Genomic DNA, 23,758 nt, shown 5'->3' with positions numbered 1-23,758 from the left:
CGTGAGGACTTAAATACCCATGGCAAACCGTACTTTAAAACCTGTGACATTAATTGCTGCTGGTGTAGCAATGGCACTTGGCCTGGCTGCTTGTAGCCCAGCGTCTGACGATACGCGTACTGCAGAGCGTGAACAACGCAGCAGCGCAGAGCAAGCGACAGAGCAAGCAAATCTGCAATCTGGCTTATTCCTGGAAGATTACGATCGCACTACACGCCCACAAGACGACTTATTTCGTTACGTGAACGGCGCTTGGTATGACAACACCGAAATTCCAAGTGATATGTCGAGCTATGGTGCGTTTCGCATTTTAGCTGAAGAAAATGAGCTGCGTTTACGCGGTATTATTGAAGATGCGGCCGCTACCGAAGGGGCTGAGCATGGTTCCAATGAGCAAAAGTTAGGCGACTTCTACGCTAGCTTTATGGACACCGACCGCATTGAAGAGCTTGGCGTTAGCCCAATTCAGCAAGAGCTGGATATGATTTCTGGGGTCAGCAACCACGAGCAACTAACCGCAACTATGGCGCAACTACGTTTGCGTGGTGTGGGTGGTCCATTTGGCTACTACGTGTGGGCAGATGCGCGTAACCCGGATTACAACGCATTGTATATGAGCCAAAGCGGCTTGGGCTTACCGGACCGCGATTACTATTTCCGTGACTCAGAAGATTTCGCCGAAATTCGCGAAAAATATAAAAGCTATATTGCCGATATGCTAAGCGCAGCCGGTCACGATGACGCTGAAAGTGCGGCTGAGCGCATTTATGCGTTGGAAGAGCGTTTGGCAGAAGCACACTGGACCCGTGCCGAAAGCCGTGACGCGGAAGCGACTTATAACAAAATGAGCAAAGAAGAGCTGGATGAGTTGTTGGGTGAGTTCAACTATAGCTTGTTTGCTTCGCAAGCAGAGCTTGAAGCCGCCAGCGAAATGATTGTGCGCATGCCATCATACTTTGAAGCATTTGGCGAAGTATTTGCCGATACCGAATTACAGACCTGGCAAGATTACATGCAACTGCGCACGTTAAGCACCTTTGCGTCGCGCTTAAGCAGTGAGTTTGCGGATCTGAACTTTGATTTCTACCAAACCACCCTAAGCGGTGTGCCAGAGCAGCAAGAGCGTTGGAAACGCGCTGTGCAAGCCACCAACGGTGTACTTGGCGAAGCGCTTGGCGAAGAATACGTTGAGCGTTACTTCCCACCTGAAGCCAAAGCGCGGATGGAAGAGCTGATTGACAACTTGCTCGCAGCTTTTGAAGATTCAATCAATGATCTTGAATGGATGAGCGACGAGACTAAAGAGCAAGCGCTGGATAAGCTGAGCAAGTTCACTCCGAAAATTGGTTACCCGAATCAATGGGAAGACTATAGCGAGTTGGAAATTTTTGCAGACGATCTGGTCGGCAACACCAAACGCGCTGCTGCATGGTCGTATCGTGATATGACCAGCCGCATTGGTGAGCCAGTTGACCGCGAAGAGTGGGGCATGACACCACAGACGGTGAATGCTTACTACAGCCCAACTGCAAATGAAATCGTATTCCCTGCGGGTATTTTGCAACCGCCATTTTTTGATATGAATGCTGACGATGCGGTCAATTATGGTGGTATCGGTGCGGTCATTGGACATGAAATTGGTCATGGTTTTGACGACCAAGGTTCACGTTATGATGGCGACGGTAACTTGCAAAATTGGTGGACTGATGCCGACCGCGAGCAATTCGATGGGCGTGCGCAGGTGCTGGTGGATCAGTTCAATAGTTACGAGCCGCTTGAAGGTTTGAACATTGACGGCCAAGTTGCACTTGGTGAAAACATCGGCGATTTAGTCGGTTTAACTACAGCTTTCCGTGCGTATCAAAAGTCGCTGGAAGGGGAAGATTCGCCAGTGATTGATGGTTACACTGGCGAGCAACGCTTCTTCTTAAGCTGGGGTCAAATCTGGAAAATTAAGATGCGTGATGATGCCATGCGGGAGCAAATTGCCCGTGGCCCACATGCGCCGGGTAAATACCGTGCGATGGGCGCACCACGTAACGTCGATGCGTTCTATGAAGCGTTTGATGTGCAAGAAGGCGATGGCATGTACATTCCACCAGAAGAGCGCGTGCGCATCTGGTAAATTTGCCTTGTAAAGCAGCAACAAGCATGTAAAAAGGGACTTCAGGTCCCTTTTTTTATGAGCGATTAATGGCATTTCGTACTTGGTTTCGTTTTGGCCCGGCAACTTTAGTTGCGGCAGCCTTTATTGGCCCCGGCACTGTGGTAACTGCGTCCATGGCTGGCGCGCAATTTGGCTATGCGCTGCTGTGGGCGCTGGTGTTTGCAATTGCCGCCACTATGGTGCTGCAAGAAATGGCGGCACGTGTGGGGGTAGTGACAGGCGCAGGGCTCGGTGAAGCGCTACGCAATGTGGTCAAGCACCCGAGTTTGAAGGTTGGCTTTATCGGATTAGTCGTGGCTGCAGTCGTGATTGGCAACAGCGCCTTTCAAGGCGGTAACCTGACGGGCGCGAGTATGGGCGCGCAGGGCATTTGGCAAGACACGGCGTGGGTAGCGTGGTTTCGCCAGCAATTGGGGTTAAACCCATGGGCGCTTATCATTGGGTTGCTAGCCATCGCCATTTTATGGGGCGGCTATTACCAGCGTATTGAAAAGATCTTGATTGGATTGGTGGTGTTGATGTCCTTGGCGTTTATCACCACCTTTGTATTAACCCGTCCTGATCTTACCGCAATGGCACGAGGGCTGGTGCTGCCTGCCATTCCGTCTGGTGGTGCACTGACGACGATGGCATTAATTGGCACGACGGTTGTGCCCTATGCCCTGTTTTTACACGCAGCTAGCGCGGCAAAACGCTGGCCACAGCGTCACCCGCAGAGCACTGACATTGTACGCGCGCATTTGCAGCAAGCGCGTGCCGATACTCGCACCTCGATTCCTCTGGGTGGCCTCGTAACCCTGGCTATATTATCTAGCGCTGCCGCTGCATTTTTTAATCAACCGGGCACCATCACCGGCGCTGCCGATTTAGCGCGTGGGCTGGAGCCTGTGTTTGGTGTTGCCGCTACCTATTTAATGGCGATTGGCCTATTGGCCGCGGGCGTGTCGTCTGCGGTGACCGCGCCGTTAGCATCGGCTTACGCCTTGACGGGGGTGATGGGTTGGTCGAGCGACATGCGTGGCTGGCCATTTCGCTTAACCTGGCTAAGCATTATTATCGTCGGTATGGTGATAGCTTCGCTAGGTGTGCAACCGGTCACGTTGATCATGTTTGCACAGGTCGCGAATGGCATTTTACTTCCATTTATCACCGGCTTTCTATTGTTAGCAGTGAACCATCGCCAAATGGGCGTGTTTGCGAATCATCGCTGGCAAAATGTGCGCGGCGGCATCGTCTTGGTGATTGCTATCGCACTGGGCGCACGCAGTATTTGGCTGGCCCTTGGCGCATAACAGGGGGCATCACTTAAGGTATTAAAAAAGCCAACCGCGATGAACTCGGGCTGGCTTTTAAACTAACTAACGTCGCGCTTACGCTTCGAATGCGCGGTCAATTAACAAGTGCAAGTAACCATAGTGGTTGCTGACAGAGTCGCCGGCACGGCGCGGAGCGCTCATGTTACGGATACGGCGTAACTGGCCAACCGCTGCCGCTTGGCTTAAGTTGTCGTAGCCAGAACCACCCTCTAAACCAGCGATACCGATTAGGCGATTGACGTACTCGATTTGCAGGTTTTGACTCACTGTTGTGTGGGTGCCGTTAAACACACCACCAGTTAAGTCGCCCAGCATATCGGTCAAGCTGTACTCGTTGCCGTACATCGCTGTGTCAGACAAACGCAGCAACACGTTCTCATGCAAGATATGGTTAAACACGTTACGTTGCATGTTCAGAATCATCTGATGCGGACGCGGGTCTTCGTTATTACCCCAGTGATTAAAACCACGGCGTTGCTGCTGCATGTAAGCCAATACTGGCTGCATGCTTTCCAGCGTATCTGCGGCAAACACATAGTTGTTTAACGCTTGCATAGCTTGACGTTGGGTGTCGCGTGGTACAGGTGTATACGGGCGTACATCGTTGGTTTGGCCGACGTAAGCGCGCTCAACATACACACCACCAATATAACGACTGACCACAGTTGCTTGGCCGGCATACTGACCAAACAGCATGTTAGCGCTGGTCAGCACGCGTTGGTGCGATTGACCGTCTTCACGGCCTTTGTCCAGCAGCTCACCAAACTCATGGTTGACTAGGTCCCAACGGTCAATGGCATAGGCCACAGGGTCAGAGCTCATCGCACCAGTCATAATGCGCGGGTCGATATGGCGACCTGGCGCGCGCATATCATCAGCGTCATTGCCGAAGGCTAACTCACGCTCATGAGAACGGCTTAAGATTTGCTGTAAACGTGCTTCTTCTGCGTCAGCATCATCAAGGGCTGGTGAATAGCCATACTCAATTGCCCACAAGTCGTAAGGGCCTGGCTTATAGCTGTAATAATCGCCTTGAGCTTTACCAACTGGCGCAATGTTAACTGGGTTATAGTCCATCACTGAGCCGGCAATCACACCTTGGGTTAATGCGGCGTCATGCACCTGCTCGTTGTCCCATAAACCATGAGATTTCATGTTGTGGTTCAAACCTAAAGTGTGACCCACTTCATGCATAATCAAATGGCGTAATGCCTGGACTAAAATCGGGTCGTTTTCAATGTCGTCGTACATGCGCTGGTCTGAGGCTAAACGACCTAACATGTGACCCATTTGCACTTCGTGGCCGTGGCTGCAATACATGTGCGCGTCATCAAAGTTGTGGTAATCGCCGAGTGCAGCACCGTTCGAGAAAAGTTCGCCTAAAGTCCAGCGGTTCGACATAAAGACGAACTCAAGCATAATGTTTGAACTGATTAGCTCGCCGGTCATCGGGTTTGCCAAAGAAGGTCCATAGCCACCAAAGGGCGGGCGCGGTGATGACGTCCAGCGTAATACGTTGTAATTCACGTCACCGGCGTCCCATTCGGCGTCGTCAGGCTGCACTTTAACCACTAACGCGTTTTTGAAACCGGCTGCTTCAAAGGCAATATTCCAATCTTCCACGCCTTGGCGAATCGCATCGCGCCATTCGTGTGGGGTAGTGTTTTCTATCCACCAAACGATAGGCTCAACAGGCTCAGACAAGGCTGCATTTGGGTCTTGTTTAACCAGGTTCCAGCGGTTGATGACATCACCCCATGGTGCCCATTCTGGGTTGGTCATTTGGTCAAATTCTTGGGTGAAATAGCCAACACGCGGGTCGTCGCGACGTGGTTGATAGTCGTTGTCAGGCATTTCAATAAAGGAGTGCTGTAAACTAATGGTAATTGAACGTGGGTCAGCGATAGCGGCTGAACCAAATACCACCGGCTCTTCATTTAAGAATACGTAGTCAACTACGACGTCCATGTTGTTGTCATACACGCGCTCGCGGGCAATGCGTGAACGGTCGGCACTTAGTTGGCCGAGAGAAAAACGTGGCCCCGATTGATTCGGGTTGGCCCACGGCGCAATTCGATGTAACGCCTGGCTCTTGAACAGTGGATCTGCTTTTAACAACACGCGGCCATTGTCATCGGCTTCAATGTCTAACACCGCTAATACGGCTTCACTGCGGTTGGCTTCTGCAGCGCGGCTTAATGGGTTATTTTCATCAAATACAAAACGCGGGTTCCAGGTGACCACTTCAATGCGGTTGAAATGACGACGGAACTCAATCAAGCGCGTATCACGGAAATTACCACGGAAGTGGCCAGCTTCTACCACGCCGTCCATGGTTTGGGCGTGATAAATAAACGGTGTATTCAGTTGCTCTTCACGCAACGACAGCATAGTTTCGCCGCTGTCGGTGTTGCGATAAAAATTAAACAAGCCTTCTTGAGCTGCAAGATCAGCGATGAGTTCGGCGTAGCCTTTCTCTGCGGCTTCTTCACTTTCTGCTTCTTCGGCAAAGGCAGGTGAGAGCATTAAGCTCATGGCTATTAGGCTGGCAAGGGTTGACTTGCGCGCCATAAATCTGGTGGTTGCCATAGTGTATCCCTATTAATCGTCGTTTAATCGACTCGTTATAATGTGTTGGTTAAACTAAATGTCGGCTCGAGTGTATCGCAGTTTGCGAGCCAACCGTTGCGCTAAAATGTAATAAAATGTGGCATGCTATCTTCGACGGTGTGGTTAAACTTGTCTAGATCGTTAGTCGCTAGTATGTGTACAATGAACGTATCTTGATGCGTGGTTAACCAAAGTGCTTATTCAACGCCTGTTTTTAACACTACTTATGTTTACCGTCATGCTGCTGCCTGTCTCAGCGGCTACGCCGTGGCCATCCATAAGTCACGGCGAGCACCAGCCGGTCGTTGAAGCCACTACCAGCAAAGCGGACTGCCACGACACTCAGCACGAGAAGCAGCAAGACACATGCTGTGACCTCCAAGGGGCGGCAAATTGCTGTCGCTTTTGTTGTAGCTCGCTACCAACACTTCAATCTACAACCGACACCGCCACCTAATATCGCCTGAATCGAATGCCCGTGTCGCAGGAGCTTATGTGCCTGCGTGTGAATTGATTCAGGAGATACTTCATGTTTATTCAAACATCAGCTTGCTCGGCTGTCCGGCCATTTCGCCGGGTGTGCCTTGTAATATTTATAGCTATCTGGGGCGCGACTGCGTGCGCCAGTTACCGTCCGTCGTTTGATGACAATTGGATGGCGCCAACCGATAGCGTCGAGAGTTTGCCGCCCAAAGCGACGCCGCTGTTTTACGATGCCGTGGCAGGGGTGCAATGGCCGCAGCATGCCGCTGAGATTGAGAGCCACCTCAACCAAGGTGCAGGTCATGCCCATCACGTGAATGACATTGTTCGTGCGCGCGACCATTTTTATGCCCATTCGCAAGCGGTGATTGCCTTAGCCCATAGCGGGTACCACGAGGGCACCTTGTACCTGATGTTCTGCCCGATGGCTCGCGATGACGCCGGTGCCTACTGGTTGCAGCAGGAAGACAGCTTGTTAAACCCATATTTTGGTAGCCAAATGTTGCGTTGCGGTAGTATGCGCGGTGCGCTTGAAGGGGCTGCAGGGGGGCATGGCGAATGATTCGATGGCTGCTAACGAACAAACTCATTGTAGCGCTGCTCATCCTAGTGATCATTGGCGCCGGCATCTCGGTGGCGCCGTTCAACTGGGACACTGGCACGCCGCGTTCACCGATTGCGGTGGATGCAATTCCGAATATCGGTGAGAACCAGCAGATTGTATTTACTGAATGGGCAGGGCGCTCGCCACAGGATGTGGATGACCAGGTCAGCTACCCACTCAGCGTCGCATTGATGGGCGTGCCTGGGGTAAAAGACGTACGTACCTTGTCGATGTTTGGCTTCTCCAGCATTGCAGTCATTTTTGATGACAGTGTTGAGTTTTATTGGTCGCGCACACGCCTACTGGAAAAGCTAAGCAGCTTACCTGCCGGTACCTTACCTGACGGCGTGCAGCCTACCTTAGGCCCGGACGCGACAGCACTTGGCCAAATCGATGTCGACCCTGAGGCATTACGTTATTACAACGTCACCATTGAACAAGTGATGGATGCGGTACGTGAGTCAAATCAGGATGTGGGCGCGCGTACCACTGAAATTAACCGTGTCGAATACATGGTGCGTGGTGTCGGCTTTATTCGCTCTTTGCAGGACATTGAGCAAACCGTAGTGCGTTTAGCGTCCAATAATATCCCGATTCGGGTGGCGGATGTAGCGAGTGTCAACTTTGGTTTCGCCGACGAAGCACAGCAAGCATGGACCCAGTGGTTAAAAGACCACCCACGCGAGCAGTGGCCAAATTGGATGACTTTAAGTCAGTTAGAAGTCGTGCCATTTTATGACCGCTCTATTCTAATTCAGGAAACCCTAGGCACCTTAAGTGACGCACTAAGTCAGCAGTTGATTATCACGGCCGTAGTGGTGTTGATTATGCTGTTGCATTTTAGGGCTGCGCTGAGTGTCGCCACGATGCTGCCATTAGCGGTGTTGTTGACATTTATTGGCATGCGCTTACTGGGCGTCGAGGCGAATATTGTCGCGCTGGCGGGGATTGCTATCGCCATTGGCACCATTGTCGATATGGGCATTATCGTCACCGACAATGTATTGCGCCACCGCAGGCAATCGCCGGATCAGGACTTAACCGGTGTGATAGCACGCGCGACCAAAGAAGTGGCGCCTGCCGTGGCCACAGCCATTGCCACCACGGTGATCAGTTTCCTGCCGGTGTTCACCATGACCGGCGCCGAAGGCAAGTTGTTTACCCCGCTCGCCTATACCAAAACCTTGGTTTTGTTGGCAGCCATTGTGTTGGCTCTGGTGTTTGTGCTGTTGATTTTTGCCGTTGTGGTGGGCGGGTTTAGTCTGCTACTGCATTTTTACGAGCGCACGTTGCGCTGGTGTTTGCGCTTCAAAGCACTGTTCCTTGCACTGCCGCTACTGGTTGTTGCACTCGGTGCTGCAATTGTGCCGGGCTTAGGGCGCGAGTTTATGCCGCCATTAGACGAAGGCGCGTTTTTGTTGATGCCAACTACCATGCCCCACGCATCTATCGGTGAGGCTTTGGATGTGTTGAGCCAACAAGACCGCGCCATTGCCGCCATTCCTGAAGTGGAATCTGTAGTCGGTAAAATCGGCCGCGCGGAAACCGCACTCGACCCCGCGCCGGTGTCGATGATAGAAACCGTGATTCACTATAAAAGTGAATTTAAAACCGACGACAACGGTCGCCGCTTAACCTTCGCCGTCGACAGCGACGGGGAGTTCGCTCGTGATGAACACGGCAATCTAATCGAAAGCCGTCGCGGGCGCCCGTATCGCCAATGGCGTGAGCACATTCGAAGCACCGACGATATTTGGCAGGCAATTGTCGAGGCTGCGCGAGTGCCTGGGGTGACCTCAGCGCCGAAATTGCAGCCGATTGAAACCCGGCAGTTAATGCTGCAAACGGGCATGCGTGCGGCAATGGGCGTGAAAGTCCAAGCCGGTGATTTAGCCACGTTGGAGCAAGCGGCTCTGGCGATTGAAGCGGCCTTGCGCGAAGCACCAGGTGTGAACGGTGCATCGGTCAATGCTGAGCGTGTGGTGGGCAGTCCGTATCTGGAAATTCACTTAAAGCGGGAAGAAATGGCGCGCTATGGCTTGCGAGTTGACCAAGTGCAGCAGGTGATCAGCGCGGCGATTGGCGGTTTGCAAGTGACGACAAGCGTCGAAGGGCGTGAACGTTATCCGATTCGGGTGCGCTACCAACGCGAGCAACGTGACAGCATCGAAGCGATGCAAGACGTGCTGGTGACCTCGGCGACCACGATACTCGCACTCTTCCCGGTGCTAACAGCAACCGGGCGCGGCGCTGATTTGATGATCCCGATGGCGATCCCAACCGTGGGTGGATTAACCTTCGTGGTACTGAGCATGTTTGTGGTGCCAGTGCTGTATTGCTGGCGCGAAGAACGGGCTTGGCACCGCAGTCAGCCACAAGGGCAAGGTGATTAAGCCTTGCCCCACCGCGTGTGGTTTTATATCCTCGAATGCTGATGTAGCGGCTTGGTGGTGTGAGCGCCAAGCCGCATAGCAAAAAGAGAGTTAACACAGTGAGCCAATCGAACACCCCCCAACAGCCACCTCAAGAACAGGAAAAAGGCTTTATCGCCTTTGTTGAACGCGCCGGTAAGATCATTCCCGACCCGGTGATTATCTTTATTGCTTTTTTGGTCGGCGCCCTAGTCATCAGCGCGCTGCTCAGCGGTGTTACTTTTACCACCTTTGGTGGCGACGGTGAGCCAATCACCCATGGCATCCAGAACATGTTGGCGACAGAGAACGTGCGCTGGCTGTTCGATAATGCCTTGCTCGCTAACTGGCTAGGGTTCGGCGGTGGTGTGTTAGGGGTGATTCTGATCGTGATGCTGGGTGTGGGTGTCGCGGAAAACTCCGGTATGTTTGCCGCGATTTTGAAGAAAATTGGCCGTGGTATTCCGGTCAACTGGCTGCCCTTGGTGTTGGTGTTCTTAGGCATTATGAGCTCAATTGCCACCGATGCTGGGTACTTGGTACTGATCCCATTGGCGGGTTTACTCTATGCTGGTTTAGGCAAGAACCCACTGATCGGCATGGCGGCCGCGTTCGCAGGGGTGTCAGCGGGGTTTAGCGCTAATCTCATTCCCGCCACGCCAATTGACGTGATTCTGGGCGTCAATGCGCAAATCTTTGCGGAAGCACAAGGCGTGCCTTTCGTGAATGCTCAGGGCGACCCACTGACCCCTGCCACCATGAATTACTATTTTATTTTGGTATCTACCTTTGTGCTCGGCGCGGTAGGCGCCTTTGTGACCCTAAAATTCGTGCAGCCACGGCTGAATAAGAAAAGCTTTGTGGTGCCAGAAGAGCTCAGTTTGACCGACTTCGATGTCAGCCCCGAAGAGCAAAAGGGTCTGCGTTGGGCCGGTATTGGTTTGCTGTTAGCCCTAGGTGCGCTGGTGTTGCTGGCCCTTGGCCCATTAGCACCCTATGAAGACGCCGACGGCGTGCGACACACCCCATTTTTGAACAATGTCATTTTGCTGATTACCTTTGTGTTCCTGGTGGTTGGTGTGTTCTTCGGGGTGGCGGCAGGTCGTTTCAACAGCATGATGGACGTGGTGCGTGCAATGGTGAAGCAAATGGACACCATGGGCTACATTTTGGTACTGACGTTCTTCTGTTACAACTTTTTAGGGGTGCTGACTTACTCTGGTTTAGGTTCGTATATTACCTATTTAGGTGCCACAGGGCTTAGCTCGCTGGGCTTACAACAGTTCCCTGTGCTGCTGATTATTGGCTTCGTGCTGACCACCGCGTTAATTAATATTTTTGTGGGTGGGTTAACGTCGAAATGGATGTTGCTCGGGCCGATATTTATTCCGATGCTGTATATGGTCAACCCGCAAATGACACCAGATTTAGTCACCGCAGCGTTTCGTGTGGCGGACTCTGCTACCAACATTATTACCCCAATGATGAGCTACGCGGGTATCGTGCTGGCATTTATGCGCAAATATAAACCTGAACTTACTTTTGGCGACATGATCGCGATGATGCTACCTTATTCCTTAGCATTTTTAGGTGTTTGGATAGTGTTGCTGGTGAGTTTCTTTAGCTTTGGCATTCCGCTTGGGTTTTAGGCAGCTAGCGAGCAAGTCATGCAAGGGGCGTCATGTTAGCAATTAAATCCGTGGCCGAGCAGGTGTTTACCGCGCTGGCTTACCACAAGCGCCCCATGTTGGCGTACCACGTATTCTTCTCACTGCTGGCGTTATTGGCATTAAGCCCGCTAGCAGGTTGGGCCCTTGCAGGCCTGATTGAGTTGAGCGGTTACAGTATGCTGGGTAACGAAGACTTGGTACGTTTCCTCGCTACCCCGCTTGGGGTGGCCTGGATGATAGCCGCCGCCAGTGTGTTTGCGTTTTTATTGTTTTTCCAAGCCGCTGGCATGCTGTTGATTGCCGCGCGCAATCAAGATGACGTCTTTCACACTGCGAGCAACGCATTATGGCAAGTGCTTAAGCGTTTTCGCCAGTTAATGAAGCTTGCCGCCATGCAGGTGGTATGTCATTTGTTACTCGCCGCACCGAGCGTGATTGCCTTAGTGTGGCTTTTTCAGTGGCTTTTGGGCGGTTACGACATTTACTACGTGATTAATGCGTACCCCACTGAACTGTTTTACTTTTTACCCATGGCAGCGATGCTATGTATCGCCTTGTTGCTCGGCAATGGCCTGCTATACGCCAGTTGGTCGTTGGCATTGCCTGCGATGCTACTCGACGGCTATTCACCACGTTTGGCGCTCACGCGCAGCTGGCAACTAATCAAAGGTGCGCGCTTTCAGGTAGCACGCATTATCTTATTCGCAGCCTTATTCACGCTGCTGTTACCGATTCTTTTTACCGTCGCGTTCGACGCCCTTGGTTCGGCATTAATGGCATGGTTGCCAGGCCCATTAATCCTTCAAGTGACGCTGATGGGCCTGCTGATAGTCATCTATGTCTTATTGGCGGTGGTATTGGCATTCTTTGCTGTTGGGGTGAATAGCTTATTATTGCTGAAGTTATATTTGCGCTGCTGTGGTCATCAGCCAACGCCGCTGACGGAGTTAGAGCCGCGCACCACCGCGCGTTTGGCGTGGGCATTTGAAGCGGCACTGGCGGTGATAGCGATTAGTCAGTTGGTGTGGATAGCCCATAGTTTCGATGAGCGCGATACCGTGAGTAATATTGCCCACCGAGGTGCGTCTTGGGACGCGCCTGAAAACTCCCTCGCCGCGATTGCGGTGGCGATAGAGCAGGGCGCTGATTATATCGAATTGGATGTGCAGCAAACCGCAGATGGCACCTTAGTATTGTTGCATGACCGTGACCTGCTGCGTGTAGCGGGTGATCGCCGGGCGATTTGGGACATTGAGTACGACGAACTGGCGCAGTTAGACGCCGGGAGCTGGTTCTCAGTTGAATTTGCCGACCAACGCGTACCCACCTTAGAGCAAGCCATCGAGCTTATCCGCGGGCGAGCCAACTTATACCTTGAAATCAAAACTGCACCACAAATGCCGAACTTAGTCGCCGATACCGTGGCGGAGCTACAGCGGCTGAACTTCGTTGAGCAAACCGTGGTGGCCGCATTATCGCCCCGCGTATTAAACCAAGCGTTAGCCCTGGAGCCGGATTTACGCGCTAGTTTATTAGTGCACACCGCGATTGGCACCATGGCAGGCCACCCGTACGATATGCTCGGCCTGCGCGACGGTATTGTGACCCCCAGCCAAGTGCGCGCCGCCAGACGTTCAGACTATGCGTTGCATGTCTGGACCGTGAATAACCGCCGCGACATGCACCGATTCATTGACATGGGCGTCGACGGCATTATTACCGATGTACCAGCGCTGCTGACGGAAGTCATGCAAGAGCGCAACGAACTCAACCGCAGCGAGCGCCTATTGCTGCGCATGCGGCATTGGGTTTGGTAGTGCGGCGCCATACCTATCTTCCTTTACCTTCCAGCAAGCGTAACTGACCTGACAATATAGACATAGCAAGTGTGGTTGTTGTCTTTTAAAAGTTAATATAATGTAAGGAGCAATGAGTAACACAAGTTGACAGCAGGAAATAAGTCAGCCTGCGCAGATATTTAGTCATGACTAAAAATTAGAACTTAATCTGCGTAATCTTCAGGGAACAGGAGGTCAGGATGAAGGAACTTAGCCCATCTGATTTAAAAAGCATTCTGCATTCTAAACGCGCCAATATGTATTACTTAGAGTATTGTCGGGTGATGCAAAAGGATGGCCGAGTCCTTTATTTATCGGAAGCCAAGCACGAGAACCAATATTTTAATATTCCCATAGCCAACACTACCGTGCTACTGCTGGGTAACGGCACCTCAGTTACCCAAGCGGCGATGCGCATGTTAGCGCAAGCCGGTGTGCTAGTCGGATTCTGTGGTGGCGGTGGTACACCGCTTCACATGGCATGCGAAGTAGAATGGTTTACCCCACAAAGTGAATACCGGCCAACGGAATACTTGCATGGTTGGTTACAGTTTTGGTTCGATGATGAAAAACGCCTATCGTCAGCGGTTACGTTTCAAAAAGCTCGCATTCAATACATTGAAAAGGTGTGGCAAAAAGACAAAGACCTTAAAAGCGAAGGCTTTGTTTTTTCAGATGAAAAAATACAGGCCGCGCTGGCTAAGTTTCAAGCTCGAACTGATACCGCCACGAAACAATCAGACCTATTGCTTACAGAAGCGCAGTTGACCAAGGCGCTATATAAGTACGCTTCCAACAGCACTAATATCAAAGATTTTACCCGTCAGCATCAATCAACTGATAAAGCTAACGATTTTCTAAACCACGGTAATTATTTAGCCTATGGACTGGCAGCAAGTTGCTTGTGGGTGTTGGGAGTACCGCACGGGTTTGCTGTCATGCACGGTAAAACCCGTCGCGGAGCTTTAGTATTTGATGTCGCGGACTTGATTAAGGACGCCTTGGTATTGCCTTGGGCCTTTATTTGCGCCAAAGAGAACGCAACTGAGCAGGAGTTTCGTCAGCAAGTGCTCCAGGCATTTACCGATCACAAAGCACTGGATTTTATGTTTGATACTGTCAAAGGCGTTGCATTGCAGAACTACTCTGCTGAGCAAATTGAGGCACAAAATCTATGATGGTGACTTTCGTATCGCAGTGCGAAAAAAATGCATTGAAGAAAACCCGGCGGGTACTCGACGCTTTTGCGAATCGCATCGGTGATAATACTTGGCAAGCTTTAATCACCTCGGATGGTTTGCTAACCGTTAAAAAGATGCTGCGCAAAACGGCTAGTAAAAGCACCGCAGTAAGTTGCCATTGGCTGCGTTCACGCTCTCGAAGTCAATTGCTTTGGGTAGTGGGAAATAGAGCAAAGTTTAATGCCGAGGGTGTGGTGCCAGTTAATAGCACTCAGAGAAACTTGCTAACGAGCGATAGCGAAAACGATTGGCACTATTTACCCTTAATAAAAGGGCTGACTGCTTTAGCCGCTTTACTCCATGATTGGGGGAAGGCAACAGCCCTATTTCAGAATAAATTGCACCCTGATAGCCAAAGTCGCTTTAAGGGTGACCCTATTCGACATGAGTGGATTTCGTTGTTGTTATTGCATGCTCATGTGCAGGCAACTGATGCCAAAACCGATGAGCAATGGCTTAGTGCATTGAGCCACGCGGAAATTAATGAGTCCAAGTTAAAAAAATTCATTCAGGCCGATATCCATCAGCCACTCACCGCCTTACCACCTATTGCAAAGTTAGTCGCGTGGCTAATCGTGTCGCATCATAGATTGCCGTTGCCAAGCAAAGAGGTTTGTGGCGAATATAGAGCGCAAGGCGCTGATTCTCTGGAAATAATGCTTAGTCGTGTCAGCAAAGAGTGGGGCTATCAGAATCGTTACGATGAACAAGATTATCAGCAACGGCTAAAAAAATGCTTTCGCTTTCCTAACGGCTTGTTAAACACTTCAAAACTGTGGATGCAACAAGTTAAAAAATGGGCGACAAAGCTTTTGCAGCAGCAACAGTTAGCCCATAAATGCATCAATGATGGTAGCTATCGTCTGGTGCTGGGACACGCTCGCTTGTGTTTAATGTTAGGTGATCATTTTTACTCGTCACAGCAAGCGGATCAGAAGTGGCCAGACAGTACAGGTCTCTATGCCAATACAGACCGTCAGACTAATACGTTAAAACAAAAGCTGGACGAACACTTGGTTGGTGTCGCCCGCAATGCACTAAAAACCGCTCATTTGTTACCCGCATTCGAAACCGAACCACCATTAGCGCAAGACATCGAAAGTTTGCGAAAGCCCAGCCCTAAGGCATACCAATGGCAGGATAAAGCAGTAGATAAAATCACGACTTGGCGCAAAGAGCTCGAGAAGCAAAGTAAGCAGAAGTATGGTTTTTTCACCGTCAATCTGGCCAGCACGGGCTGTGGCAAAACTTTCGCAAATGCGAAAGTCATGCGGGCATTGTCGGCCGATAGCCAAAGCTTGCGCTTTGTTCTGGCTTTGGGGCTACGCACATTAACTCTACAAACGGGTGATGAATACCGCTCACGTGTGGGCTTAGATGATAGTGAACTGGCCGTGCTTATCGGCTCACGTGCTGTTATTGAATTACATCAACAGCGCAAAGCGGAACTTGATAAAAATAGTGTAGAACACACGGGTTCATCATCGCAGGAAACATTGTTAGATGAAGAATTGGATTTTGACTGCTCTATCCCAGAGCAAGGGCTAAGTACTGTTCTCACCTGTAATAAAGACAAACAGTTTTTATATGCGCCTGTCCTAGCATGCACTATTGATCACTTGATGGCAGCTACGGAAACTAAGCGCGGTGGCCGTTATATCTTGCCTACGTTGCGGCTTATGTCATCCGATTTGGTGATAGACGAAATTGATGATTTTACTGGCAATGACTTGATTGCGATAGGCAGGCTGATTCACTTAGCAGGCATGTTGGGGCGTAAAGTAATGATTTCCTCGGCCACCATTCCCCCTTTTATGGCCGAAGGCTACTTCAAGGCCTATCGGGACGGCTGGCAGCTGTATTGCCAAACCCGTAGCGCTAACTTAGCTATCGGTTGTGCTTGGATAGATGAATTCTCAACTCAGGTAACCACGAATCGTGGAGCAGATGCCCCTGAAGCCATAGCGCTGTACCAGCAAGAACATGAAAGATTTATTAGCAAACGAATAGTCAAATTAATGCAACAGCCTGCGAAACGAAAGGCCGATATTAGCCTTTGTCAGCAGATTGTAGAACAACACGAAGGGCAGCAGCATCGGCAGCAAAGTGTGATAGAAAGTAAGCAGCAAGTTTATTTTAATGTCATTGCGCAAAGTGCTCTGCAGAAACACGAGCGACATCATTACTTCGATACAGACAACCAGTTAAAAGTATCCTTTGGTGTTGTGCGTGTTGCCAATATTTCGCCCTGTGTAGCATTGACTAAGTACCTGCTAGAAAAAGATTGGCCGCTTGATACCGAGGTTCGGGTGATGGCTTACCATAGCCAGCAGGTGTTATTAATGCGCTCAATCCAAGAGCAACACTTAGATCAAGTGCTCAAGCGTAAAGAGGCGACAGGTCAACCACCGCAAGCACTGTCCAATCCAATTATTCGTCGGCACTTGACTACAATCGCAGCACAATCCGAAAGTATCCGGAATGTGCTGTTTATCTTGGTAGCAACCCCTGTCGAAGAAGTAGGTAGGGATCATGATTTAGATTGGGCAGTCATAGAACCTTCGTCGTATCGCTCTATTATTCAGCTCGCGGGGCGCGTAAAGCGACACCGAGAAGGCGCAGTCAATGAGCCAAATATTGCATTGCTGCAATACAATTGGAAAGCAATTCGAGATCATCATCTGGATCATGTCAGCGTATTCACCAGACCTGGTTATGAAGATGTTTGCCCACTTGCATCTCATGACCTTACAAAGCTTATTAACGTTCGCTTTGTAGCTGAGGGGCTGAATTCAATTCCTCGTATAAAAATGCCACAAGTTTTCACTGTCGAGCCTATGCATTGCAAAGACATGTGCAGCAGCTTGATCGAGTTGGAACATTACGCTACCTGGCGCTGGTTAGCCAATCATGGCCTTGGTGAGAAAGCCGGGCCAAAAGGGCCTGAAACTTTGTCAGGTTGGCTAACCCAACATTGGTTCTTGTCCGCAATAGCGCAACAGCTAACACCTTTCAGGCAAAGCAAACCTAGCATCAAAGCATTTTTAGTTTTTGATAGTGAGCTGCAACGTAGTCGCTTTTGCGAAAAAGATGCCGAAGGCTATGCCATTGAACGAGAGAGCATTTTAAATATTGAACGCGTTGCCTTATCAGAGAAATCTATCAACAGGTTATGGTTGGTACGGGACTATGACAGCGCTTGTGCTGCATTTGCCCAAAATACTATTGACAGCCAGCAGCCGCTGAGCCAACGGCGGGTATCACTAAGATATGGAGAGCTGAGTTTTCCGTATGACGAAAGAAATAAATATGCCTATAACGACCAATTAGGCTTGGTCAAAATATAGAGAAGCCAGAGTAAAAACTTTCACTATCAGCAGGATTGAGGAAATTAGTCTTGTTGATGATATTGAATCAGTTCCGGATACCAATAAAGTTGCAGTGTGGAGACGGATTTTTAAGTACTTGATTGTAATAATAGGGATTGGAGGGAAGGATGATTGATGATGCAATAAATAGCTTTTTTGCTGACCGAAAATCGGCATGGCTCAAAAAAAACACTAAAGCATCTATGTCTGATGCTGAGGTACGAGCGCTTGAGTTCGAGTGTGAAGCGCAGTTTAGTCTGGCAAACTGGTTGCCTAAAGCGGCTAGCCGAGCAGGGCAAATCGCGATATCTACTCACCCCTGCACTTTTAGCCATCCCAGCGCGCGAAAAAATAAAAATGGCTATGTTAGCTCTATTATTGCTACGAGCAAAAAAGCTAACGATGGTTTTTTGCGTAGCGGCAATGTCAGTGTCGCGGCTGATGCATTGGGTAACGCAGCAGCGCTGGATGTATATAAGTTCTTAACCCTAACTCTGGCTGATGGCCATACCCTTATTCAACATTTAGAAGGCGATAGCGAGCAAGCGGTGAATATTCTGTCGGCCGCTGATAAAGACACTTACCCTGATTACCAAGCACTCAAGCAAGCCTTTCTAGCGATGACAACGCCGAGCAGTGAGAATATAACCAGCTCGAGAATAAAGCAGGTCTACTTTCCGCTCAACACCGATACTTTGGAGGAAACAGACTATCATCAACTTTCTCTGCTAACCGCATCGGGTGTTGTGTTTGAATTGCGTCAAAGGCTGGATGTTTTACGTTTTGGCGAAGCAATAAAAGAAGCCCGAGAGAAGAAAAAAAACAATCAGTTGTATGACGATTATAAAGAAGTTTATGACCTCACCACCATAGGGTATGGCGGCACCAAACCGCAAAATATCAGCGTATTAAATAATCAGAACGCAGGCAAAGCCCACTTACTATTAAGCTTGCCACCCAGCATAAAGCATCGCGATATTCATTTCCCGAAGCAGGACTTTTTTAGTCAGACGCTCAGGTACAGCCAATGTAGACGCCAGTTTCAGGCTCTCCACACATTGTATCGGGATAATAAAAAGAATATGCATATTCGGGCACTGCGAGATGACTATTACCAGAGTGTGGTAGACCACATTATAGAGAAAATGTGGCAGGTACGTGCAGTAGCCCAAGAGCAATACCGGTCGGACGAAAGCCTACTTCCAGCCGCTCAACAAACTTGGTTGTGCGAGCAAAGCATAGCTTTACGTGAAACAACTGATGATTGGCTGGATGATATTTGCAGCAGTGTTACCAGCTTTATATTTCATGGCTATGAAAAAACGTTGGGCAACAAAGCGGTTAAGTTGGGCGATGAGGAATACCGGCACATGAAAGCCATAGTGCTAAGCAATAAGGAGGCATTACGATGATAGGTGATGTTAAAAAACTACTCATTATTCCTCGGATCAAAGTGCATAACGCAAACGCTTTATCGAGCCCCTTCACCATTGGCTTTCCGGCAATGACTGCTTGGCTCGGTGGGGTACATGCATTACAGCGGCATTTGAATGTGCAGAACATTCCGGTGGTGTTCTCTGCTACGGCTGTGGTGAGCCATGACGTAAACCTGCAGACCTATAAAGGGCAAAACGATTACGTGCACTCTATTGTGGGTACTGGCAATCCACTTGATAAAACCGGCTCCCGCTCCGCCTTCATTGAAGAAGCACGTTGCCACCTAGAAGTTAGCCTGGTTATCGAATTTAACGGTATTAGCATAGATCAGCATGATCAATTACTCAGTTTAGTGACACAGTTAATGCACGCAAAGATGAAGCTAGCTGGAGGCGATATAAAAGGTTTTCAGCCACCATTTTGCATAAACAGCACTGAGGGGAATACAGAGGACTTGCGCAAAATACAGCGCCACTTAATGCCGGGGTATGTGTTGGTTGAGCGCCGCGACCTAGTGATAGCAGCGCTGGAAGAACACGACGGCACAGATGTTTTGAACGCCATAATTGACTATCTTGCCGTTCACCACCGTTGTGAACAGGACGAAGACGGGAATATTACGAGGCATAGCTACCGTAAATCGTTTGGCGGCAGGCCTTCAGGCTGGATAGTACCTATAGCGACTGGCTTTCATGCCCTAAGTGATGTAGGCGAAGCTAAAAACCAGCGCGACCCGACTACGCTGCACCGGTTTGCTGAAAGTTTAGTGACCTTAGGTGAATTTAAAATGCTTCATCGTCTGAACAGCGTTGAACAGATGCTGTGGCGTTATCACGTAGACGGCGATTTATATATTTGCGAGCAAAAGCATAGTAATCAGCCACAAGTGGCAGGCGCAGATTTAACTTCAATTGAACCTGAATTTTAATCGTTAATTTAAAAGGATATTTATCATGGCGAAGAAAGAAAACGTAGCATCAGTATTGGCATTCGAGAAAAAGTTGGTTGTTAGTGATGGATATATGTACGGTACGTTGTGGGCAGACCGCAGCCAGCCTGTGCCGCTAGCTCTGCGGGAAAAGTCAGTACGAGGGACCATTTCCAACCGACAAAAACCCGCGATTATGAAGGACCCAGCCAAACTCAATGCTGAAGTAGAAAAAGCTAATTTGCAACGTGTAGATGCCTGCGCATTGGCGCCAGAACACGACACCTTGAACCTGCAATTCACCATCAAAGTATTAGGCGGTATCACAGAGCCGTCCGCATGCAACAATGCTTTGTTTAAACAGAGTTACCGGGCCGCAGCAGTTAAGTATATCCAAGATGAGGGGTTTACGGAGCTAGCTCGTCGTTATGCGACTAACCTCGCGAATGCCCGATTTTTGTGGCGAAACCGAGTCGGTGCTGAAAGTATTGAGGTTCAGGTAAGAGCCCGAAATAGCGAAGTTGATCAATCTTGGGTCTTTGATGCTACGCAATTTAGCACTAAGCACTTTGATAGTAGCGACAGCCAAATTGACGCTCTTGCCAAACATATAGCCAAAGCGCTGTCCAGTGATGACGGCTTTTTGTTATTGGACATTAGTTGCTTCGCGAAAGTAGGTCGAGCGCAGGAAGTGTACCCCAGCGAGGAGCTGGTGTTGGATAAAGGTACGGGAGAGAAAAGTAAAATTTTATATCATGTAAACGATTTAGCGGCTATGCACTCGCAGAAACTTGGCAATGCGCTTCGCACAATTGATACCTGGTATCCGGAATTTAGCGATCCAGAAACCAGTGCAGGCCCTATTGCTATTGAACCCTACGGAGCGGTAACTAACTTAGGCAAAGCGTATCGTACGCCGACAGCAAAACAAGACTTTTATAGTTTTTTTGATGTTTGGGCGCGAGGGGAAAAACTGAGCCGGAAAGAAGACGAACATTATGTGATGGCAGTTTTAGTGCGTGGTGGCGTCTTTGGCGAGAGCGATAAGGACTAGCGCTATGCACCACTATCTCGATATCACTCTATTACCTGATGATGGAATTGGCGATTACTTCCTTTGGGGTAAGCTTTATCAGCAATTACATCTGGCTCTGGTGGAGCATAACCAGAGCAAAAACGGCAACATTGGTATTTCGTTTCCAGAGTACAGCATAAAGCCGCCGCAGTTGGGGGTAAAGCTAAGAATATTTGCTCCAACAGAGAGCGAATTGGCTCTGCTCAATATCGGCAAGTGGCTAAACCGGTTCGCTGATTATTGCCATATCAGCAGCATTAAGGCGGTACCAGAGCACACGAAGTTCGCATTGTTTTCCCGTAAACAATGTCAAACTAACCCTGAGCGTTTAGCTAGAAGGCGAGCCAAACGTAAAGGCGAAACTTTAGAGCAAGCAATGCAACACTTTGCAGGCTTCAAAGATGAGAGCTCAAAGTTGCCTTTTATCGCTATGGAAAGTTTGTCGTCTGCTAACGCCAATGGTGACGCCAATAAATTTCGTCTAATTATCGAGCAAAAAATATTACCTGAGCATCAGCCTGGCAATTTTAATTGTTACGGCCTTAGTCAAGACGCAACGGTACCTTGGTTTTAACCCTTAATTATTGAGTTAAACACCAAACGAAAATGCTCTTTAAAAAATCGAAATAAAAACAGTAAGTTACAACAAGACGTTTTTTGATAGGTAAAAATGATTTTTTGAACCTATCTGTCTGTTGTAACTTATTTTTTTGTCGAGAGTCTTCTGTTCACTGCCGCACAGGCAGCTTAGAAATATCGTTGTAAGACCTAAGTCTGATGGTTTTTGTTCACTGCCGCACAGGCAGCTTAGAAATTACCACCGCAGCACCAGAGAAGTGTGGAGTCGTTCACTGCCGCACAGGCAGCTTAGAAAACTGACGCGATTCTTATCAACAAAGAATTAGAGTTCACTGCCGCACAGGCAGCTTAGAAAAACCGCTGACCAGTGTCGACTTTAATCATGTGGTTCACTGCCGCACAGGCAGCTTAGAAATAGATAGGTTTCGCCATCTATCACTATTGGACGTTCACTGCCGCACAGGCAGCTTAGAAAAATTTGGCGCGGTCGCTGCGTGAATATAAATGGTTCACTGCCGCACAGGCAGCTTAGAAAAAGCTGATGAAGGCATTAGGTATCACGTATGGGTTCACTGCCGCACAGGCAGCTTAGAAACCTGAAGTCTAGGTTGCGAATAGTCGCTACGTGTTCACTGCCGCACAGGCAGCTTAGAAAACAATGGCCAAACAGTCCACCAGTGCCATAATGTTCACTGCCGCACAGGCAGCTTAGAAAACCTTGGAAACCTTGCTGATTTCCAACATAGCGTTCACTGCCGCACAGGCAGCTTAGAAAACCCAGCCAATGATTGGCTTGTGGGTTCCATGGTTCACTGCCGCACAGGCAGCTTAGAAATCCGCGAGGATTTGGCCATTGCGCATTAGTACGTTCACTGCCGCACAGGCAGCTTAGAAAATCGCCGAAAAGATTGTGGAGCCCGCTTGTTCGTTCACTGCCGCACAGGCAGCTTAGAAAAGCAATGGTGCTGCTAATGCCAAGCCCCACTTGTTCACTGCCGCACAGGCAGCTTAGAAAACTTGAGCCACCGATTCAACCAATTCATCAACGTTCACTGCCGCACAGGCAGCTTAGAAATATTTATCGACGAGACGTTTACAGCGTACAGCGTTCACTGCCGCACAGGCAGCTTAGAAAGGCATGGGCGGCTACACCGGCGGCATTGGCGAGTTCACTGCCGCACAGGCAGCTTAGAAAAAAACGGCACGCGAATGAGGGGTGGGGGGTGGGTTCACTGCCGCACAGGCAGCTTAGAAAAACCGAGAGAGCGCACGTTCCGGCGCATGACTGTTCACTGCCGCACAGGCAGCTTAGAAATCGCAGTGGCTTAACGCCTTACGGCTCACCTGGTTCACTGCCGCACAGGCAGCTTAGAAATCGATCAGGTTCTCAAGTATTTTGCGGTTGCGGTTCACTGCCGCACAGGCAGCTTAGAAATTCTGGGGCGGCAAATGGAGCGCATGGCCAGAGTTCACTGCCGCACAGGCAGCTTAGAAATGTTTGCTCATAGCGGGTAATTCTGGCCATGCGTTCACTGCCGCACAGGCAGCTTAGAAACATTGGTGGTATTGGCTTTATAGGGCTGTGCTTGTTCACTGCCGCACAGGCAGCTTAGAAATGCGTCATGGGTTGCTGGTAGCTTTAACGGCAGTTCACTGCCGCACAGGCAGCTTAGAAATTGGATTTAATGACGATCAACAGCGGGATATTGTTCACTGCCGCACAGGCAGCTTAGAAATGATACGCTTGAGCGTCGTCGACTACATCAGCGTTCACTGCCGCACAGGCAGCTTAGAAATTTAATGACACGATGACATGACTCATGGTGTCGTTCACTGCCGCACAGGCAGCTTAGAAATGCTGGGGTGATCCCGCAAGGTCGTCTATACGGTTCACTGCCGCACAGGCAGCTTAGAAAAATGAGAAACGAAACCCGCAAAGTATTTAACAGTTCACTGCCGCACAGGCAGCTTAGAAAATGGTCAGGTCCTATCAGTGGTTTCGGTGCAAGTTCACTGCCGCACAGGCAGCTT

At 49.7% G+C, this 23,758-nt stretch carries 13 protein-coding genes and 1 CRISPR repeat array (1 of these 14 only partly in view); of the genes, 12 read left to right on the top strand and 1 reads right to left on the bottom strand.

Translation table 11 applies throughout. The annotated features are described in order from the left end of the window. The first annotated feature begins 19 nt into the window (after positions 1–19). Complete coding sequence (locus tag CWE07_RS05455; RefSeq protein ID WP_111568390.1) at positions 20–2,125, top strand: M13 family metallopeptidase; 2,106 nt, start codon at positions 20–22, stop codon at positions 2,123–2,125. Positions 2,126–2,193: 68 nt separating this feature from the next. After that, on the top strand, positions 2,194–3,459 hold the full coding sequence (locus CWE07_RS05450; RefSeq protein ID WP_111568391.1) for an Nramp family divalent metal transporter: 1,266 nt from the start codon (positions 2,194–2,196) through the stop codon (positions 3,457–3,459). A 78-nt stretch (positions 3,460–3,537) separates the two neighbouring features. Here the strand turns inward: CWE07_RS05450 and CWE07_RS05445 are convergent, their stop codons facing one another. After that, complete coding sequence (locus tag CWE07_RS05445) at positions 3,538–6,072, bottom strand: zinc-dependent metalloprotease (RefSeq protein ID WP_241974070.1); 2,535 nt, start codon at positions 6,070–6,072, stop codon at positions 3,538–3,540. A 550-nt stretch (positions 6,073–6,622) separates the two neighbouring features. Between CWE07_RS05445 and CWE07_RS05440 the strand changes: the two genes are divergently transcribed. The 10 genes from CWE07_RS05440 to cas6f all read left to right on the top strand — a co-directional run bounded on the left by CWE07_RS05440 (position 6,623) and on the right by cas6f (position 21,722). Next, positions 6,623–7,138, top strand: a complete 516-nt coding sequence (locus CWE07_RS05440; protein ID WP_111568392.1) for a DUF3347 domain-containing protein — start codon at positions 6,623–6,625, stop codon at positions 7,136–7,138. After that, positions 7,135–9,573, top strand: a complete 2,439-nt coding sequence (locus tag CWE07_RS05435) for an efflux RND transporter permease subunit (protein ID WP_111568393.1) — start codon at positions 7,135–7,137, stop codon at positions 9,571–9,573. The genes CWE07_RS05440 and CWE07_RS05435 overlap by 4 nt, the downstream gene beginning before the upstream one ends. A gap of 98 nt (positions 9,574–9,671) precedes the next feature. After that, entirely contained in the window at positions 9,672–11,240 is a 1,569-nt protein-coding gene (locus tag CWE07_RS05430; RefSeq protein WP_111568394.1) for an AbgT family transporter, read from the top strand. Positions 11,241–11,272: 32 nt separating this feature from the next. Beyond that, positions 11,273–13,078 carry a glycerophosphodiester phosphodiesterase family protein gene (locus CWE07_RS05425; protein ID WP_111568395.1) on the top strand — a complete coding sequence of 602 codons (1,806 nt, stop codon included), beginning with the start codon at positions 11,273–11,275 and terminating at the stop codon, positions 13,076–13,078. Positions 13,079–13,299: 221 nt separating this feature from the next. Continuing rightward, positions 13,300–14,277, top strand: coding sequence for a type I-F CRISPR-associated endonuclease Cas1f (cas1f, locus tag CWE07_RS05420; RefSeq protein ID WP_111568396.1), 978 nt, complete (start codon positions 13,300–13,302; stop codon positions 14,275–14,277). Further along, positions 14,274–17,687, top strand: coding sequence for a type I-F CRISPR-associated helicase Cas3f (cas3f, locus tag CWE07_RS05415; RefSeq protein WP_111568397.1), 3,414 nt, complete (start codon positions 14,274–14,276; stop codon positions 17,685–17,687). The genes cas1f and cas3f overlap by 4 nt, the downstream gene beginning before the upstream one ends. Before the next feature lie 149 nt (positions 17,688–17,836). Continuing rightward, complete coding sequence (csy1, locus tag CWE07_RS05410) at positions 17,837–19,120, top strand: type I-F CRISPR-associated protein Csy1 (RefSeq protein WP_111568398.1); 1,284 nt, start codon at positions 17,837–17,839, stop codon at positions 19,118–19,120. Next, complete coding sequence (gene csy2 / locus CWE07_RS05405; RefSeq protein ID WP_111568399.1) at positions 19,117–20,073, top strand: type I-F CRISPR-associated protein Csy2; 957 nt, start codon at positions 19,117–19,119, stop codon at positions 20,071–20,073. Before csy1 ends, csy2 begins: the two co-directional genes overlap by 4 nt. A 25-nt stretch (positions 20,074–20,098) precedes the next feature. After that, positions 20,099–21,127, top strand: a complete 1,029-nt coding sequence (gene csy3, locus CWE07_RS05400; RefSeq protein WP_111568400.1) for a type I-F CRISPR-associated protein Csy3 — start codon at positions 20,099–20,101, stop codon at positions 21,125–21,127. Positions 21,128–21,131: 4 nt separating this feature from the next. Then, positions 21,132–21,722 (top strand): type I-F CRISPR-associated endoribonuclease Cas6/Csy4, encoded by a 591-nt coding sequence (gene cas6f, locus CWE07_RS05395; RefSeq protein ID WP_111568401.1) that lies wholly within the window; start codon positions 21,132–21,134, stop codon positions 21,720–21,722. Positions 21,723–21,874: 152 nt separating this feature from the next. Then, positions 21,875–23,758: a CRISPR direct-repeat array (repeat unit 28 nt; unit sequence GTTCACTGCCGCACAGGCAGCTTAGAAA) (it continues 1,266 nt past the right edge of the window).

Origin of the sequence: Aliidiomarina maris, from assembly GCF_003987335.1 — a bacterium.
In the GTDB taxonomy this organism is placed as follows: domain Bacteria; phylum Pseudomonadota; class Gammaproteobacteria; order Enterobacterales; family Alteromonadaceae; genus Aliidiomarina; species Aliidiomarina maris.
The sequence above is the reverse complement of the archived record's forward strand: the minus strand, read 5'-3'. Positions and strand labels throughout refer to the sequence as shown.

Coding starts and splice junctions, on each gene's coding strand:
- CWE07_RS05450 (WP_111568391.1), top strand. CDS start 2,194: ATGGCATTTCGTACTTGGTTTCGTTTTGGCCCGGCAACTTTAGTTGCG.
- CWE07_RS05440 (WP_111568392.1), top strand. CDS start 6,623: ATGTTTATTCAAACATCAGCTTGCTCGGCTGTCCGGCCATTTCGCCGG.
- CWE07_RS05445 (WP_241974070.1), bottom strand. CDS start 6,072: ATGGCAACCACCAGATTTATGGCGCGCAAGTCAACCCTTGCCAGCCTA.
- cas3f (WP_111568397.1), top strand. CDS start 14,274: ATGATGGTGACTTTCGTATCGCAGTGCGAAAAAAATGCATTGAAGAAA.
- cas6f (WP_111568401.1), top strand. CDS start 21,132: ATGCACCACTATCTCGATATCACTCTATTACCTGATGATGGAATTGGC.
- CWE07_RS05455 (WP_111568390.1), top strand. CDS start 20: ATGGCAAACCGTACTTTAAAACCTGTGACATTAATTGCTGCTGGTGTA.
- csy1 (WP_111568398.1), top strand. CDS start 17,837: ATGATTGATGATGCAATAAATAGCTTTTTTGCTGACCGAAAATCGGCA.
- csy3 (WP_111568400.1), top strand. CDS start 20,099: ATGGCGAAGAAAGAAAACGTAGCATCAGTATTGGCATTCGAGAAAAAG.
- cas1f (WP_111568396.1), top strand. CDS start 13,300: ATGAAGGAACTTAGCCCATCTGATTTAAAAAGCATTCTGCATTCTAAA.
- CWE07_RS05435 (WP_111568393.1), top strand. CDS start 7,135: ATGATTCGATGGCTGCTAACGAACAAACTCATTGTAGCGCTGCTCATC.
- CWE07_RS05425 (WP_111568395.1), top strand. CDS start 11,273: ATGTTAGCAATTAAATCCGTGGCCGAGCAGGTGTTTACCGCGCTGGCT.
- csy2 (WP_111568399.1), top strand. CDS start 19,117: ATGATAGGTGATGTTAAAAAACTACTCATTATTCCTCGGATCAAAGTG.